At 67.0% G+C, this 15534-nt stretch carries 13 protein-coding genes; 5 read left to right on the top strand and 8 right to left on the bottom strand.

Going from position 1 to position 15534, the window contains the following annotated elements; all coding sequences use genetic code 11:
* Positions 1-99: 99 nt before the first annotated feature.
* From JNUCC0626_RS04405 to JNUCC0626_RS04395, 3 genes are all read right to left on the bottom strand, one after another.
* Positions 100-1164, bottom strand: coding sequence for a family 2 encapsulin nanocompartment cargo protein terpene cyclase (locus JNUCC0626_RS04405; RefSeq protein WP_394618348.1), 1065 nt, complete (start codon positions 1162-1164; stop codon positions 100-102).
* Positions 1164-2018 (bottom strand): geranyl diphosphate 2-C-methyltransferase, encoded by an 855-nt coding sequence (locus JNUCC0626_RS04400; protein WP_394618347.1) that lies wholly within the window; start codon positions 2016-2018, stop codon positions 1164-1166. The genes JNUCC0626_RS04405 and JNUCC0626_RS04400 overlap by 1 nt, the downstream gene beginning before the upstream one ends.
* 243 nt (positions 2019-2261) lie before the next feature.
* A complete protein-coding gene (locus tag JNUCC0626_RS04395) occupies positions 2262-3410 on the bottom strand; it encodes an MFS transporter (protein ID WP_394618346.1) in 1149 nt (382 codons plus the stop codon).
* 77 nt (positions 3411-3487) lie between these two features.
* Between JNUCC0626_RS04395 and JNUCC0626_RS04390 the strand changes: the two genes are divergently transcribed.
* Positions 3488-4135, top strand: coding sequence for a TetR/AcrR family transcriptional regulator (locus tag JNUCC0626_RS04390; RefSeq protein ID WP_394618345.1), 648 nt, complete (start codon positions 3488-3490; stop codon positions 4133-4135).
* 451 nt (positions 4136-4586) lie between these two features.
* Complete coding sequence (locus JNUCC0626_RS04385; RefSeq protein ID WP_394618344.1) at positions 4587-7265, top strand: right-handed parallel beta-helix repeat-containing protein; 2679 nt, start codon at positions 4587-4589, stop codon at positions 7263-7265.
* A 111-nt stretch (positions 7266-7376) separates the two neighbouring features.
* Here JNUCC0626_RS04385 and JNUCC0626_RS04380 read toward each other — a convergent pair whose 3' ends face one another.
* The 3 genes from JNUCC0626_RS04380 to zapE all read right to left on the bottom strand — a co-directional run bounded on the left by JNUCC0626_RS04380 (position 7377) and on the right by zapE (position 9499).
* Positions 7377-7706, bottom strand: coding sequence for a hypothetical protein (locus tag JNUCC0626_RS04380; RefSeq protein ID WP_394618343.1), 330 nt, complete (start codon positions 7704-7706; stop codon positions 7377-7379).
* A 16-nt stretch (positions 7707-7722) separates the two neighbouring features.
* Positions 7723-8496, bottom strand: coding sequence for an ion transporter (locus tag JNUCC0626_RS04375; RefSeq protein WP_394621968.1), 774 nt, complete (start codon positions 8494-8496; stop codon positions 7723-7725).
* A 64-nt stretch (positions 8497-8560) separates the two neighbouring features.
* Positions 8561-9499, bottom strand: a complete 939-nt coding sequence (gene zapE, locus JNUCC0626_RS04370) for a cell division protein ZapE (RefSeq protein ID WP_394618342.1) — start codon at positions 9497-9499, stop codon at positions 8561-8563.
* 32 nt (positions 9500-9531) lie between these two features.
* Here zapE and JNUCC0626_RS04365 point away from each other — a divergent pair, with 32 nt between their 5' ends.
* A complete protein-coding gene (locus JNUCC0626_RS04365) occupies positions 9532-10473 on the top strand; it encodes a pirin family protein (protein ID WP_394618341.1) in 942 nt (313 codons plus the stop codon).
* Positions 10474-10789: 316 nt separating this feature from the next.
* Positions 10790-11191, top strand: coding sequence for an SsgA family sporulation/cell division regulator (locus JNUCC0626_RS04360; protein ID WP_285633685.1), 402 nt, complete (start codon positions 10790-10792; stop codon positions 11189-11191).
* 4 nt (positions 11192-11195) lie between these two features.
* Here the strand turns inward: JNUCC0626_RS04360 and JNUCC0626_RS04355 are convergent, their stop codons facing one another.
* Positions 11196-12083 carry a lysyl endopeptidase gene (locus tag JNUCC0626_RS04355; protein WP_394618340.1) on the bottom strand — a complete coding sequence of 296 codons (888 nt, stop codon included), beginning with the start codon at positions 12081-12083 and terminating at the stop codon, positions 11196-11198.
* 142 nt (positions 12084-12225) lie between these two features.
* On the opposite strand from JNUCC0626_RS04355, the gene JNUCC0626_RS04350 reads away from it, so the two are divergent.
* Positions 12226-13071 (top strand): helix-turn-helix domain-containing protein, encoded by an 846-nt coding sequence (locus JNUCC0626_RS04350; RefSeq protein WP_394618339.1) that lies wholly within the window; start codon positions 12226-12228, stop codon positions 13069-13071.
* Positions 13072-13845: 774 nt separating this feature from the next.
* On the opposite strand, the gene JNUCC0626_RS04345 is transcribed toward JNUCC0626_RS04350, so the two are convergent.
* Complete coding sequence (locus JNUCC0626_RS04345) at positions 13846-15456, bottom strand: glycerol-3-phosphate dehydrogenase/oxidase (protein WP_394618338.1); 1611 nt, start codon at positions 15454-15456, stop codon at positions 13846-13848.
* Positions 15457-15534 lie beyond the last annotated feature (78 nt).

The raw sequence follows: 15534 nt of genomic DNA, 5'->3' as shown, positions 1-15534 counted from the left end.
CCTTGCGTTGGCGACTGCTGTTGACACCACCATTTCCGCAATCTTGTTGGCTCCGCCGCCGCTCCCTCCAGCTCTCGCGCCCTCCCCTGCCCCTGCGGGCTACTTGTAGCGCGGGTGCGTGGTGTGCCATTCGAAGCCGCCGCCCATCCAGGCCTTGGTGCCCTTCAGGAAGCGGTGCAGTTCAAGGGAAGGTACGGACAGCAGCGCCCTGTGGCCCGCCTCGAAGTCCCGCACCAGCTGGTTGTGCAGCTCCACGGTGCGTTCGGTGGCCTCGGCGATCGAGCACTCCTGGTCTGCCGCGATCTGCAACACCATGTTGCACACCGGTTTCTCGTCGGCGGCGTCCTTTTCCACCGACACCAGGTCGTTCACGATCACCGATGCCGTGCCCGCTGCGGTGAGGAGTTGGCGTACGCGGGGGTCGTAGTAGAGCGGTGCGGGTAGTTCGTAGCCTCCTACGGCGTCGATGAGTGTCATCGACGTGTAGAAGGTGTCGTGTTGCCGGGTTGCGAGGTATTGCCAGGCGGGTGGGTAGTTGCCGGTGTGGCGCCACGCCGCGTAGGCGCCCCACGACACGAACATCGCGAACGTCGAGTAGCAGACGCGTTGCACGATGGTCGCGGTGGAGCGCGAGGTGAGGTGGGCGATGCCTGAGCGCAGGCCTACGAGTACCGGGTCGGAGGCGATTCGCTCTTCCAACGCGGTGGTGAACTCGGCGGCCGGGGCTACCGGGTCCATTGCCGCCATTGCCAGGGCAAGCCGTGGCGGTAGTTCGGCTGGGATCGCGCCCATTTCGGTGTCGTCGGCGTAGAGGTCGTCGGCCGCCCACCACGCGGCGTTCAGGCGGGCCGCGATCAGCAGTTGGTCCACGTCGTTGGTGTCGACGTGGGTGAGCACTGCGAGTCGGCCGAACATGCCGCCCAGGAAGCGTTCCGGTTCCTCGAAGCCGCAGTCGGCTGCCCAGGCGACCAGGCGTTCGTCCACTGCGGCCGCCAGGAGTGGGTCTTCGCGTTCCAGGACCGGTACGTAGAGCGGGGGTGCTGTGCCGTCACCCCAGGGGCGTTCCGCGTAGCCCGGTTCCGGTGGGAGGTCCACGACCTCGGGCCGCCCGAGCCGGGCAGCAGAGGTGCCCAGCCCGGACGGCCCGGTGAGGAGGTCCTTCATCAGATGCGGTCCGCGACGATCAGGAGGTAGTGGAAGCTGCCTTCCTTGTACGCGGTGAGGAACGGGTCCTCCACGCCGGTGGCGACCGACGATTGGGCCCGCAGTTCCCAGTACGGGATGGTCTCCGGGGTCAGGTCGACGACGCTGATCGGGACGAAGCCGTTGTCCGCCAACGCCCTGAAGTAGTAGCTGCGCGGGTGGATGTTGCAGATGTAGTGCTGGTCGATCTGGCTGACCGCGCGGGAACGCATACCCGTCAGGTCGTTGGAGCAACCCGTGATGCAGACGTAGCGGCCGCCGGGGGCGATGAGGCGGGCGAACTCGCCGTAGAGTTGCTGGAGGTCCACGTACATCGTGGTCTCGTTGGTCCAGATGCCGTTGAACGAGCCGGTTTCGAAGCCCGTGTCGAGCATGTTCTTGAAGTGGAACTTGACGTCGTTCGCGACGCCGCGTTCCTTCGCCTGGTTGTTGGCGAACGCCACCTGCTCCTCGGAGATGCTGACGCCGTCGATGCGCGCGCCGAACCTCGCGTTGGCCATGAAGCTCGTGCCGCCGCGGCCGGAACCGCCGTCCATCAGGTGCGGGTTCGCCGGCAGGTCGCCGAACGCGTCGAGCAGCACCTCGGCCTGCGCGGTCTCCAGGCGGTGCATCTCCGCGATCATCACCTGGTCGCGGATGTCGGCGGGCGCCTCCAGCACCGCCGGGTCGTACTGGCCGAGCCCGTAGTGGTGGTGGTACAGCCCGTCCACCTCGCCGAGCTTGATGTTGACCGGGTCCTTCTCCTTGTTCCAGTAGTCCGCGACGGAACGCTGGTAGTCGGTGCGCAGAACCGGCTTCACAGTGGGGCTCGCCATGACCTAGGTGGCTCCTGTTCGTTGAAACGCTCACTGCCGAACAGGAACAGACCCTTGCAGCTGTCGGCCCAACCGGCGATCCGCCGTTCAGGCTTGGTTCGGCCACGAACGGGTGTGTCCGATACTGCATTTCGGTAGGCCCCATAACCCGCACAAGCCCTTGGCTAGCCCCACTTTCGTGGGTTCCTGGCGACCAACCGTATGAAGCGCGGCCCGGATATTCCACGCCGTCCGAAATGGACGTCACCCGATCGTCAGCGCCGCGAGGGCCGGACCGGCCGCGCCACCGAGTTGGTACGACAGGGTGATCAGGCCCGAGGTGACCACCCGATCGGGCCCCGGCACCGCCGTGGTCGCCCGGTTCGCGTACCACCCCATCCCGGTCGCCGAGGCGAACACGGCGAACGCGAGCGCCGCGACCCACGCCGCCGGCCAGGGCGTCGCCCACGTCAGCACCGCCGCGACCGCACCGGCGATCACCGGCACGAACCAGGTGGAGTACCTGGACAGCACCATTGCGGCCGCAGACCCGGCGGCCATCGCCACCAGTGTCGTCACGCCGATCCGGTCCGCCGCCCACTGCCGTTCCAGCAGCCGGGGCACGGTGTAGAGCAGCACGAAGTACGAAGTGGAGAGCGCGCACACGACAAGTGCGGACGAACGGAAGGCGCGCGTCCGCACGACTTCCAGGGGCACGAACCCCTCCGGCCGCCGCCGGACGTGCCACGCGACGAGGGCGGCCAGTGCGACGACGGCGAGTCCCACCAACGGGAACCTCGGCACCAGCACCACCGCGCTGAGCAGCGCGAGCACCAGCACCAGGCCGGTTCCGTCTCCCGCGCCACTCCCCTGCCGGGCGGGAGCCCGCCGCAGCACGGCCGGAACCGCGAGCAGCCCGAGGAGCGAGAGGGAGAGCGCGGCCCGCCACGAGAACTCCGACAAGGCCGCGCCCGCCAACGGCCCGCAGGCACCGACCAGGCCGAAGCTCGCGGCGAGGACGCCGGTGCGCCGGGCCGTTCCCGCGAGTCCGTAGCCGAGGACCACCAGCCCGCCACCGCCCGCCGCCTGCACCGCCCGGCCGACGAACAGCAGGGGCAGGCCGGGCGCGACGAGCACGAGCACCGTGCCGAGCACGATCAGCGCGGCGTTCAGGACGGCCGCGAACCGTGCACCGCGGGCGCGCATCAGGGCGGCGGTCACCGGGGTGCCGACGAGGGCAGCCCAGCCGAACGCCGTCGCGATCCAGGTCGCCGCGCCGATCGGCACCCCGAGGTCGGCGGCCAGCACGGGGATGGCCGTGGTGGCGGCGTTCGCGCTGAGCGCGGCCGGCGTGGCGAGCAGGGCCAACCACGCGACGGACACGCGCTGGTCAGAGGCGGTCTGGGTGATCACAGAGCAAAAGTACACTGATGAGTTCATTTTGTGCACCGATCTGTTTACCTCAGTTGAACGACCACTAGACTCCGCGCATGATCGACGGTCAGCGGGAACCTCACGGCAGGCCCGAGAAGCGGCGCGCGATCACGAGCGCCGCGCGCAAGGTCTTCGGCCGTGACGGGTACAGCCGCGCCGGGGTCGACGCGATCGCCGCCGAGGCGGGCGTCTCCAAGCGGACGCTCTACAACCACTTCTCCGACAAGGAGCAGCTGTTCCTCGACGTCGCCCTGGAGGGAGCGCGCGAGGTGACCGCGGAGATCGGCCGGATCATGGACCGGCACCTGCGCAAGATCGTCGACCTGGAGCAGGACCTGATCGACTTCACCCTCGACCGGGTCGCCGCGATGCAGATCTTCCCCGACCACTTCGCCCTGGTGCGCGCCATCGAGGCCGAGGCGTCCCGGATTCCGCCCGTCCTCCTCAAGGCGTGGATCGACGCGGGCCCGCAGACCGCACACCTGCGCCTGGCGCCGTACTTGCGCGCCCTGGCCGACCGCGGTCTGCTCGTCTTCGAGGACGGCGACGCCGAGCGCGCGTCGGCCCACTTGACGCTCCTGACCATCACCGAGGTCAACCACCAGACGTTCTACGGCGCGGTCCCGCTGCCCGAGGCCGAGGTCACGGCGCTCGTCACGTCCGGCGTGCGGGCGTTCCTGCGGGCGTACGGCCCCCGCGACTGAGCCGTCCGGGCGACGAATCCAAAAATCCCGGTACTCCGACCCGAGGCCCCCTCACGTCCACTCGGGCCGCAACCGGCCTGCCGGTCTCCCTCGATTCAGACGCGTGAGCTGGACCACTCACTGTCCGAAGAGGCAAACATTCGTCATTGAAAAGCATTGCAGCATTACCCATTTCACGGATGTGAAAGTTTGACACACATCTAAACCATCGACTACAAAGAAATGGCCCCGCCCTGCCAAACGAGGGTAATCAATGACGAAAACCTCCATACCCCTGCTCACACTCCTCTTAATCGGTTCCCTGGCCGTCCCTGCCGCCACGGCGACCGCTGCACCTGCCCTGACAGGGCTAGACGTCTCGTCAGGCAACCGTCGCGCACCTATTTCAGGTATGTACGACTGGTCGAAAGCGGGCTATCGCGGCAATGGTGTGCTGCCCGGAAACAATGAGGTGAATCCGAGCGCGGCCTGTCAGATCACGGCGGCCGAACTCGCGAGTCAGTTCAACGTCCGCCCGAATGACGCGGCCGACGACACGGCGGGGCTCCAGACCGCGATCGACGCGATCCGGACGCAGTGCTCACCCAGCGCGAGCTACACGAAGCTCAGCACCATCACGCTGCCGGCGGGCGAGCTGAAGGTCTCGAAGGAACTGCACGTCGACGCCGACTACCTGATCATCAGGGGTGCCGGCGCGACCGCCACGAAGATCGTCTACACGCCGGACGCCTCCACCCGCTACGACGCGCTCACGCCGGACGGTTCCGACTGGGACGAGGACGGCATGACGTTCGGCCAGGGCAAGGGCGGCTGGCTGTGGCCGGGCCGCGGGCTGTTCCGGGTCCAGTCGCGCGGCGTGCACGCCAGCTACGCGAGCGACTACTCGCGGGCGCCGGAGAACCGCAAGGACATCTTCGAGGGCACGATCAACGTGCACTGGAAGGCGGGCGCCAAGGTCAGCACGGCCGCGAAGGCCGGTGACCGCGCGATCAAGGTCGCGTCCGCGAGCACGATCAAGGCGGGCATGCTCGTCAACGTCCGCTCGGCCAACTCGGTCAAGTTCTACGAGCAGCAGTTCGCGAACGGCACCGAGTGGCCGTACCTGAACATGCACATGCGCCAGCAGATCTTCACCGTGGCATCGGTGTCGGGCACGACGGTCACGCTCGACAAGCCGCTGGAGTTCGACGTCCCGGTCAACTCCACCTCGGACGGTTCACCGGCGATTGACGGGGCGACATACGACTCCAAGGTGTCGCCGCTGGTGGACCCGGTCCTCGGCGTCGGGTTCGAGAACTTCGGCTTCACGCAGGCGATGCCGAACCTCAACCCCGCCGAGGCCGTCAACAACTACGGCAACATGGCGCCCGCGGACGAGATGCACGGCATCGTCTTCAAGTGGGCCGCCAACTCCTGGGTGAAGGGCATCCGCGCGGAGATGACCGGGTCGCACCCGATCGTCACCGAGGAGGCCAAGAACCTGCAGATCGTCGACAACTACCTCGACGGTTCGTGGAACAAGGGCAAGGGCGGCAACGGCTACTTCCGCGGCTCCCGCGTCTGGGACTCGCTGTACGCCGGCAACACGTCGCGCAACCTGCGCCACTTCACGTTCCAGTGGTCCGCGTCAGGCAACGTCGTGGTGGGCAACGACTTCGACTCCGACCTCAACCTGCACGGCGGCTGGGAGCGCAACAACCTGTTCGAGAACAACAGCGTCAGGATCTCCTACGCCCACCGCTCCGGCAACTGCCGCGCGAACTGCGGTGAAGAAGGCGGCGGCGGACCGGACGACTCGAACTGGTTCCCGATCTGGTGGGGCGCCGGCAAGAAGGCCGTCAAGTGGTCGGGCGCCTCGGGCCCGCGCAACGTGTTCTTCAACAACGGCATGACGAAGCAGCTGTCCACCAACGGTTCGTACGACGCGTTCTACAGCGAGAAGGGCCGCATCTACCAGTTCGGCTGGAACGGCACCGCCTACAAGCACCTCGACGTCGGTGGCACCCCGATCGCGGACTGGGCGAAGAACGAGCAGCGCGACTACACCGGCGGCCACGGCCTCGACGCGACCAAGACGGACTCGGCGAAGTCGTTGTTCCTCAAGAACATCCCGGCGAACTTCGCCGCGGGGTCCACTGAGGACAACTTCGGCGTGCAGGCCACGATCCCGGTCTCGAACGCCGACCAGCTGAAGTCCGCCCTGCTCAACGCGAAGCCGGGCGACACCATCCAGCTCGCCTCGGGCACCTACCGCGGTTCGTTCGTCAGCCAGAAGTCCGGCACGTCCGGCAACCCGATCACGCTCACCGGGCCCTCGTCGGCGGTGCTGATCAACGACGGCCCGTCCGGCACGGCCCCGTCCTGCCCCGTCCCCACCGCGGGCTGGGACTCGGGGTACGGCCTGTGGCTGTACAACGCGCCCTACTGGAACATCAAGGGCATCACGATCGCGGAGTCGAAGAAGGGCATCATCCTCGACAACTCCCACCACGTGACGATCGACGGCGTCACCGTCCGCAGGACCGACGAGGAGGGCGTCCACTTCCGCCGCAGCTCGGCGGACGGCGTCATCAAGAACTCCACGATCACCGACGCGGGCGTCGTCACCAAGGACTACGGCGAGGGCGTCTACATCGGCTCGGCGAACTCCAACTGGAAGTGCCACGGCAACTCCAGCGGCGTCGACAAGTCCGACCGCGTGCAGGTGCTGAACAATCGCATCGGCCCCGGCGTCTCCGCCGAGCACATCGACGTCAAGGAAGGCACGCAGGGCGGCCTGATCAGCGGCAACACGTTCAACGGCACCGGCATCTCCGGCGCCAACTCGGCCGACTCGTGGATCGACGTCAAGGGCTTCGACTACCGCATCGAGAACAACACCGGCACGTTCTCCTCGCCGGGCACGTTCAAGAACGGCTACGAGACCCACAACCCGAGCACGTCCCCGTCGTTCGGCAACGGCTGCGGGAACGTGTGGCGCAACAACAAGTCCGACCTGGGCAACGTCGGCGAGTACGCCGTGTACGTGTCGTCCACGTCGAAGTGCAAGGCCAACCCGAATGTCGTCTACGCCTCGAACACGGCCAGCAAGGCCAAGAAGGGCGTGTCGAACATCCCGGTCACCCCGTAGAAGGCGGGGGTTGCAGGGGTCCCGATCGGTGTACGGCGGCGTCGCCGATCGGGATCCCTGGCAGGACGCGGAGCCCGCACCCTTAGTGGGGGGTGCGGGCTCCGCAGCGCGTCACTTGACCAGATCGGGCCACAGGGCGCGGTCGCTCGCGGCCACCAGCGGTTCGACCCACGCGGCGGGCGCGAAGACCGGACGCTCGGAGTTGCCCTCGTAGAGCGGTTCCCGGAGCCGCGGGCCGTACTTCACCACGTACCGCAGGCCTTCGACGTCGACCGCGCCGCAGTCCTGCTTCGTGGTGAGCTCGAAGTCCGCCACCGGCTCGACCTGCCACCCGGCCTTCGCCGCCAGATGTGCCCAGACCTCGACGATCCGTTGCCTCGGCGGTGCGAGGCCCCCAGGTTGCGCGATGATCAACGTCGGATCGGTTCTCTCGTCCATCACGCGGTGATCGTAGTTTCTAGGCGGTCTGCCGCATCGCGCGCACTTCTTCGCGCAGCGCCTTCACTTCGCGCAGCAGCAGGTCGTCGTGCGCCGCGGACCGGGGCGCCGGCAACGTGATCTCCTCCTGCATCGCGCTGCACACCACCGCGATGAACAGGTTGAGCATCGTGAAAGAGCCGACCATCAGGTAGATCAGGAAGAAGATCCACGCGAACGGCTTCTGCTCCATCAGGTCCCGCATCACGTCCGACCAGCCGTCGCCCGTGGTGATCTGGAAGAGCGTCAGGAGTGTCGGGCCGAGGCCGGTGAAGCGCGGGTCGCCGGTGTCGCCGAACAGATTGCTGGCGATCACGCCGCCGACGTAGACGAGCAGCACCAGCAGACCCGACAACGACACCAGGCCCGGGATGGACCGGACGAGCGCGGTGACGACGCGGCGCATGCTCGGCACCATCGCGACAAGTCGCAGCGCCCGCAGGATCCTGAGGCTGCGCAGCACCGAGAGCGGCCCCGCCGTCGGGATGAGCGCGATGGCGACGATCACGAAGTCGAAGACGTTCCACGGGTCCTTGAAGAACTTCCAACCGAACGCGTACAGCCGGGCCGCCAGCTCGACGGTGAAGATCGCCAGCGCGGTGTGGTCGATCACCGTCAGGGCCGGTCCGAACTTCGCGTGCAGAACCGTGGACGTCTCGGCTCCCAGGGTGATCGCGTTGATCACGATCACCGCGACGATGAACATCTGGAACCGGTTGCTCTCCACGAGCGAGCCGACGCGGGCGCGCACCATCTTCACTTGCTGCTCCTACGACAGGGGTTTTGCTACCTATCGGCGGTGGAGCGGGGCCAACTGTTCACCCGGTCGTGTTGATCAGCTCCAGTCGGCTGGCGGTGCGATCGAGGTCACGCACCTCGCCACCGAGGATCTCGCTGAGCGGGTGCTCACTCACCAGCGTCAGCCTGACGTCGGCGTCCACCAGCACGTCGACGACGTTCGCAAACCGTTGCCGCGCCTCACGATCGCGGTGCTCGAGCCGTGGCACACCTGTGATCACCCAGTCGTCGTGCCGCCGGGCCAGCACCAGGTAGTCCTGCGTCGACGTCGGCTTCTCGCACAGGTCGCCGAAGTCGAACCAGACCTTGGTGTCGTCGATACCGAGCGCGGTGATCGCCCGGCCGTTGACCTCCAGTTCGACGGGCGGCCCCGGAGGTGTGCACTCTTGGACGATCTCGCCGGTCTCGAACCGCGACCTCGGCTTCCCGCGCAGATGCCGGTAGTCCGTGGCGCCGTCGAGTGAGACGACGTCCATCATCTGCTTGATCAGCGCGATGCCCGGCAGGAAGTGGTCGTGGTAGAGCGGGTCGGGCAGCAGCCCGTCCGGCGGGTAGTTGGAGGTGGCGATGATCATCACCTGCCGCCGTTGGAGCTCCTCCAACAACTGCGTCATCAACATCGCGTCGCCGACGTCGTGCACGTGCAACTCGTCGAACGCGAGCACCTTCGCCCTGCCGAGGAGTTCCTTCACGGCCTTCGCGACGGCTCCGCGTTCGTGCAGCCGTGCCGAGATCCGCCGGTGCAGCTCCTGGAAGAACGAGTGGAAGTGCACCCGCTTCTTGGGCCCGGGCAGCACCTCGAACAGGGCGTCGGCCAGAAAGCTCTTCCCCCGCCCGACGGGCCCGTGCAGGTAGACACCTCTGCGCCGCCCTTGGAGCTCCTCCAACCGTTCGACGGCCGCGACCTGCGCGGCGTCGAGCACGTACCCGCTGACCGACACCCGCTGCTGAAGATCCACAGTTACCCCCGCGCCAGCCTACGATCACCACCGTGAGCAATGTCGAGGCCGAGCCCGCAGAAGTGACGTGCACCTCCACTCCGGGCGACGTGGAAGTCCTCACCCCGCGCGAGGTACCGCTGGGCGGCCCGAGGGCGATGCCGGTCCGCCGCACCCTCCCCCAGAAACAGCGCTCGCTGATCGGCGCCTGGTGCTTCTGCGACCACTACGGCCCGGCCGACACGAGCATGGACGTGGCCCCGCACCCGCACACGGGCCTGCAAACCGTGAGCTGGCTCTTCACCGGCGAGATCGAACACCGCGACAGCCACGGCGTCCACGCCTACGTCCGCCCCGGCGAGCTGAACCTCATGACCGGCGGCAGCGGCATCTGCCACTCCGAGCAGTCCACCCCGTCGTCCACCACCTTGCACGGCGTCCAACTCTGGCTGGCCCTCCCGGACGCGCACCGCGACGCCCCGCGCGACTTCCAGCACTACGCACCACCGACCGTCGACGTGGCCGGGGCAACGGCACGCGTCTTCCTCGGCACCCTGGCCGGTTCCACCTCGCCGGTCCACACCTTCAGCCCACTCCTGGGCGCCGAACTCCTGCTGCCGGCCGGCACCACGCTGACGCTGGACGTGTCGGAGGAGTTCGAACACGGCGTCCTCCTCGACACCGGCGACCTCCGCCTGGGCGACACCGAACTCGGCCTGAACTCGCTCGGCTACCTCGGCACCGGCCACGCCACGCTGACGCTCTCGACCACCGCGGGCGCACGGGTCGTGCTGCTGGGCGGCGAGCCGTTCGGCGAGGAGATCGTCATGTGGTGGAACTTCGTCGGGCGCACGCACGAGGAGATCGCCGCGTTCCGCGAGGAGTGGCAGGCGGAGACCGACCGGTTCGGCCGGGTCGAGGGCTATCCGGGCGACCGGCTGCCTGCGCCACAGCTGCCGGGCGGACGGCTGCGGCCCCGCGGAAACCCCGCCTGATCAACGTCACCTAACGTGCCGAATTAGCTACGGAAAGCACCTCCACCTTTAAACAGAATTAAGGTTGGAGGCACCCACCAGTCCCATCATCCGGGCCGCGAGCCATCCGTCTCAGCTCGTGATTCCTTCCACAGATGACCGAACACCACCAGCGCAAACCCAACAAAACACCAGGTCAGAACATCTCCGGGCACCCGTCTCACCTGGCGGGTTCCGCCGCATGTGAAAAGTCATACTTTGGGACCATTGAAAATCACGTTCCGATCGCTTTTCCTGATCGAGGCATCCACGGAGGCTGCCGGACGTCTAAGGGGGCATGAGGAACGTGACACGAGTGGGCGCCGACTCGACATTCGCCTTCATCGCCCCGTCCGGGCGCCCGCTGCCCGTTGACGTCGAGCTCGGCTACCGCGCCGACGACCCCCACGCCGTGACGATGACGTTCCGCATGGGACGCCAGGAGACGGTGTGGCTGGTGAGCCGCGACCTGCTCGCCGACGGCCTGATCACCACCAGTGGTGCGGGCGACGTGCGACTGCGGCCGCACAACTCCACCACCGCCGTGCTCGAGCTGCGGTCCGACGTGTCGCACGCCGTGTTCCACGTGCAGTCGTCGGAGCTGCAGGAGTTCCTGAACTCCACGTACGACGTAGTCGCCCCCGGTTGCGAGAACGACTACGTCGACTTCGAGGCCGAACTGCGCAAGCTGCTCGACTAAGTGGCTAGCGCACGCCGTTGTTGATGGCGCGCGCGTAGGCCGCCGCGTTGCCTTGTGAGCTGCACGCCTTCATGTCGTCGTACAGCCACATGAACCCGCCGGTGATGCCCGCCGAGCTCTTCCACGACCGCATCTTGCTCTCGACGGTGGCCGGCGAGTCGCCTGCCGAGCAGCCGCTGCCGTGCTTGCTCCACAACCCGGGATCCACGGTCATGCCCAGCGCGCGATTCCACGTGGCGGGGTTGTTGCCCGCGCCACCCGCGTAACCCTGCAGGTAGACCCGGTCGACCAGCGAACCGAGGTTCGACTTGAGGCTCGCCCAGAACGACTGGTTCGTGTACGGCGCGAACGTGAACTTCGAGTACCCGAGCCCCGCCGCCATGCGCGCGAACGCCGCGGTCGGCGCCACCTGGTAGAACGACTCGTCGTCGTTGTTGATCGCGTCGGCCCCCGTGGCAGTGCGCAACGCCTGGAAGTTGCGGTGCAGAATCGAGTTCGGGCCGGTGCCGCCCGAGCTGATCAACGCCGCGATGTTCTCCCAGTCGCGCACGCCCCACGACCCCACCGACACCTCGATGCGGTTGACGGACGTGGGCGCCTGCTTCAACGTCCGCAGCCGAGCAGGCCAGCCGGAATCGCCGACGTACCGCCCGCTCTGCACGATCAACTTGTCGTTCAGGTACAGATCTCCGTTGGGGTGCACGTGCACGCTCCACAGGATCACGGTCGTGAACCCGGACGAACGCAGGGTGTCCATCACAGCTTGGCCGTCCGAGTAGAACGGACCGCCGCCGAAGATCGCCGACCGCGGCGAAGCCTGAGCAGAAGCCGCAGGCACGAACACAAGCGCCAGCAACACGGCAAGAAGAGCGGGGAACCAGGGCCGCTTCATCAACGCCTTTCCCTTCTCTTGGAGCAACTCCAAGAAGTTGGGCGGCGGCCTTCAGCAACCATAGCGCCGAGATCAAGAGCCAAGCGTTTTCACCCGAACGAGTCCGTATCATGGAGTCGTTCCAACCCATACGTTCGATGTCGTGACTGCGACGAACTCCACCGCCTACAGCAGGGACCTGGGCGACGAACTGCGCCGCCTCCGCCAGCGGTTCACCGGCCTGAGGGGCCGCGCGATGGCGCACCAACTCGGCTGGGACCCGAGCAAGGTCTCGAACCTGGAACACGGCAAGATCAAGGGCAGCGACCTGGACCTGGCCCAGTACCTCACCGCGTGCGGCAAGGACCTCGACTACTTCGAGGACTTCACCACCCGCTACCAAACCGCCTTCGCCCCGTACCTCGCCCAAGCCCCGGACAACGTCCACACGCTGACGATGACCGAGTCGACGGCAACCACCATCAGGGCCTACGACGTCCTGACGGTCAACCCCCTCCTGCGCACCCCGGCCTACGCCCAGGCCCTGGAAGCCACCACGGGCCGCCCGCCAGGAGACACCGACAGGCAGGCAGTACTACGCCGCCCCAACGGCCCGAAGTGCGTCTTCTACCTCCACGAGCTGGCCCTGCGCCTGCACATCGGCAACGCCCAGGTGATGGCCGACCAGCACCGCTGGCTCCTAGCCAACTCCGCCATGCTGCGCATAGTCCCCGTCGAAGCAACCACGGCAGCATTCCAGTCGGCCTGCACCCTCTTCGAGTTCGACAAGGCACCACCGCTGGTGCACTGGGAGTCCGACGTGGCAAGGGTCTTCGCCCAGGGCACAGCCGCCGTGGACCACGCCCACAAACTCTTCGAACTGCTCGACTCGGTGGCCCTGGACCACGACCAGACGAAGCACCAGCTGGGCAGGGGGTGGCCGCGAGAGGTGAAGGCGGAGGTAGGTGCAGAGGCAGGGGCGCTGGCGGTGGGGACAGCGAGGGATTGAGGGGTGGCGGCAGGCGCAGCGAGAGGCAGAGGGAGCGGCGGCAACTGAGGGGGAGGCAGAAGGGGAGGCAGCAGCAATGCGCGAGTGGTGTCAGCCGCAGTCGCCAACGCAAGGTGACCACCGCCCAAGCCCGGCGCGCGCACGCAACCGACGGCCACCAACGCACGCCAGCCACCTACGAGTCCTGGCGTGGCGACGCGAAGCGAGCCCGAACGGGCTGATCAGCTCTGGGAAGCGGTTACGCCGTTCATGGCGATTGGGGCTTGACCTTGAGGGGCTGGATGCCAACCTGTCCGGTCCGGCCGGGGCGCTTTCACCCCGGCTTTTGAGGCCGCGAACGCATCCAGCTAGAGGCTCAAGGTCAAGCCCCAATCGCAACCCACTTCATTCGTCACGACCCGCGCGCCCACCCTCGCAACCGCAGCCCAACCAACAGAACGCAACCAACCCCGCTGCGAACAGGAACCCAACCGGCGTCAGGACCCAAGCACCCCAGCCTGAAGTGGCAACAACGGCGCAGCGATCTGCCCCAACGACCCGCTCCGCACCACAGCCCCACCGGGCCCAGCAAACGGCGCACCAGAATCCAGAACATCAGGCATCCGAGCCCAAACGGCCCATCTCTCATCCCAAGCCTGGATCACCTCAAGCTGCCCACCGGGAAGAAACCGGGCCAGGTGCACCCCTGCAACCTGCCCGGTGTTCCCCAGCAACGGGAGCAGCCGAAACCCACCCTCCCGCCGCAACCTCTCGATCAGCTCAGCGCTGTCCATCTCATCTCGCCACCATCTCCACCGAAGCCCGATAAGCCTCAACAGCAGCATCACGCTCGACCGCGGTCCACCCCAACGGCCCGGCGATCAGTTCAGCGACCACCCCAGCAACAGAAGCACCGAAGTCCAGGTGCTCCATGGCAATCCGAGTCCGCCGGGCAAGCACGTCCTCCAGCCCCAACGCACCCTCGTGCGTCACGGCATACACGATCTCCGCCGCCAAATACCCGGCAACAGTCTCGCCCAACGACGGATCCTGCGCGACGAGAGCCAGCACGTCGGAAACGGCCGAACCGTACCGCCCCAGCAACCGCTCCACAGTGGACGTGGGCAGACCGGACTCCACAGCGATCCGAGCCCGGTCCGCCCACAGCTCTTGGAACCCAACCGCCCCGCACAACGGCAGCCGAGCAGTCAACGAAGGCGCCACCGCCCGCCCCAACCCGGCAACAGCAGCGTTCACCACATCGGCAGCCATCACGCGGTAGGTCGTGTACTTCCCACCAGCAATCACGAAGAACCCGGGCTCCGGCTCAGCCACAGCATGCTCACGCGACAACTTGGAAGTGTCGCTGGACGCCCCGGCGAGCAACGGCCGCAGACCCGCGTACGCCCCAACAACATCCTCGACAGACAACGGCGTCCGCAAAACAGCGTTCACGTGCGAGAGGATGTAGGAGACGTCCTCACCAGTGGCCGAAACATCTTCCGGCGCACCGGAGTACGGCGTGTCGGTGGTACCGATGATCCAGTAAGCCCCCCAGGGGATCACGAACAACACCGACTTCTCGGTCTGCGTGATCAACCCACCGTCCAGCGAAATCCGCGACCGCGGCACCAGCACGTGCACACCCTTGGACATCCGCACGTGAAACGGCGGCGCCCCAGGCGACATCGAGTTCAGCGAGTCAGTCCACACGCCGGTAGCACTGATCACCCGCCGAGCCCGAACCACATGCGTGACCCCAGAAAGCTCGTCCCGCACCGAAGCACCGCTCACCCGGCCGTCAGCACGAAGCAGAGACGTCACCCGAGCCCGAGAAACCACAGTCGCACCGTGCTGAGCAGCAGTGCGCACCAGCGTGGCCACCAGTCGAGCATCATCCATCTGCGCGTCGTAGTACCGAATGGCACCGGCAAAAGCAGACGAGTCAACGGACGGCCCGACAGCAGCCATCCGACGACGCGAAAGGTGCCGGTGCATCGGCACGGCCCCAGCCCCACCGATCGAGTCGTACAGCAAAACCCCAGCGCCGACGTAAGCGCGCTCCCACTGCTTCTTCAAGGGGAAGAGGAACGGCACCGGCCGCACCAGGTGCGGTGCGAGCCGGCGCAGCAACAGCCCGCGTTCCTTCAGAGCCTCCCGGACCAGCTTGAACTCCAACTGCTCCAGGTATCGCAGCCCGCCGTGGACGAGCTTGCTGGACCGGCTCGACGTGCCCGCCGCCCAGTCGTCGGCCTCGACGAGCGCCACGGAGAGGCCGCGCGAGGCCGCATCGAGCGCAGCGCCCGCGCCGACCACACCACCTCCGACGACGAGTACGTCGAACTCCGTGCTGCCCAACGCTTCCAGGGCTTGGGCACGCCGAGCCGGATCCAGCCTCGCGAACAACTTCAGCTCCTCAAGGGAAAGGACTAGTGGCGCGTCTCGGAACGTTGGCGAGGTAATCCACGCTCAGCAGGGCGCCTC

Source organism: Lentzea sp. JNUCC 0626, assembly GCF_043632865.1.
GTDB lineage: Bacteria > Actinomycetota > Actinomycetes > Mycobacteriales > Pseudonocardiaceae > Lentzea.
The sequence above is the reverse complement of the archived record's forward strand: the minus strand, read 5'-3'. Positions and strand labels throughout refer to the sequence as shown.

What these genes read in the sequence shown, in the direction of transcription:
- JNUCC0626_RS04400 (WP_394618347.1), bottom strand. Translation starts at nt 2,018, where the DNA reads ATGGCGAGCCCCACTGTGAAGCCGGTTCTGCGCACCGACTACCAGCGT.
- JNUCC0626_RS04405 (WP_394618348.1), bottom strand. Translation starts at nt 1,164, where the DNA reads ATGAAGGACCTCCTCACCGGGCCGTCCGGGCTGGGCACCTCTGCTGCC.
- JNUCC0626_RS04375 (WP_394621968.1), bottom strand. Translation starts at nt 8,496, where the DNA reads ATGGTGCGCGCCCGCGTCGGCTCGCTCGTGGAGAGCAACCGGTTCCAG.
- JNUCC0626_RS04360 (WP_285633685.1), top strand. Translation starts at nt 10,790, where the DNA reads ATGAGGAACGTGACACGAGTGGGCGCCGACTCGACATTCGCCTTCATC.
- JNUCC0626_RS04355 (WP_394618340.1), bottom strand. Translation starts at nt 12,083, where the DNA reads ATGAAGCGGCCCTGGTTCCCCGCTCTTCTTGCCGTGTTGCTGGCGCTT.
- JNUCC0626_RS04390 (WP_394618345.1), top strand. Translation starts at nt 3,488, where the DNA reads ATGATCGACGGTCAGCGGGAACCTCACGGCAGGCCCGAGAAGCGGCGC.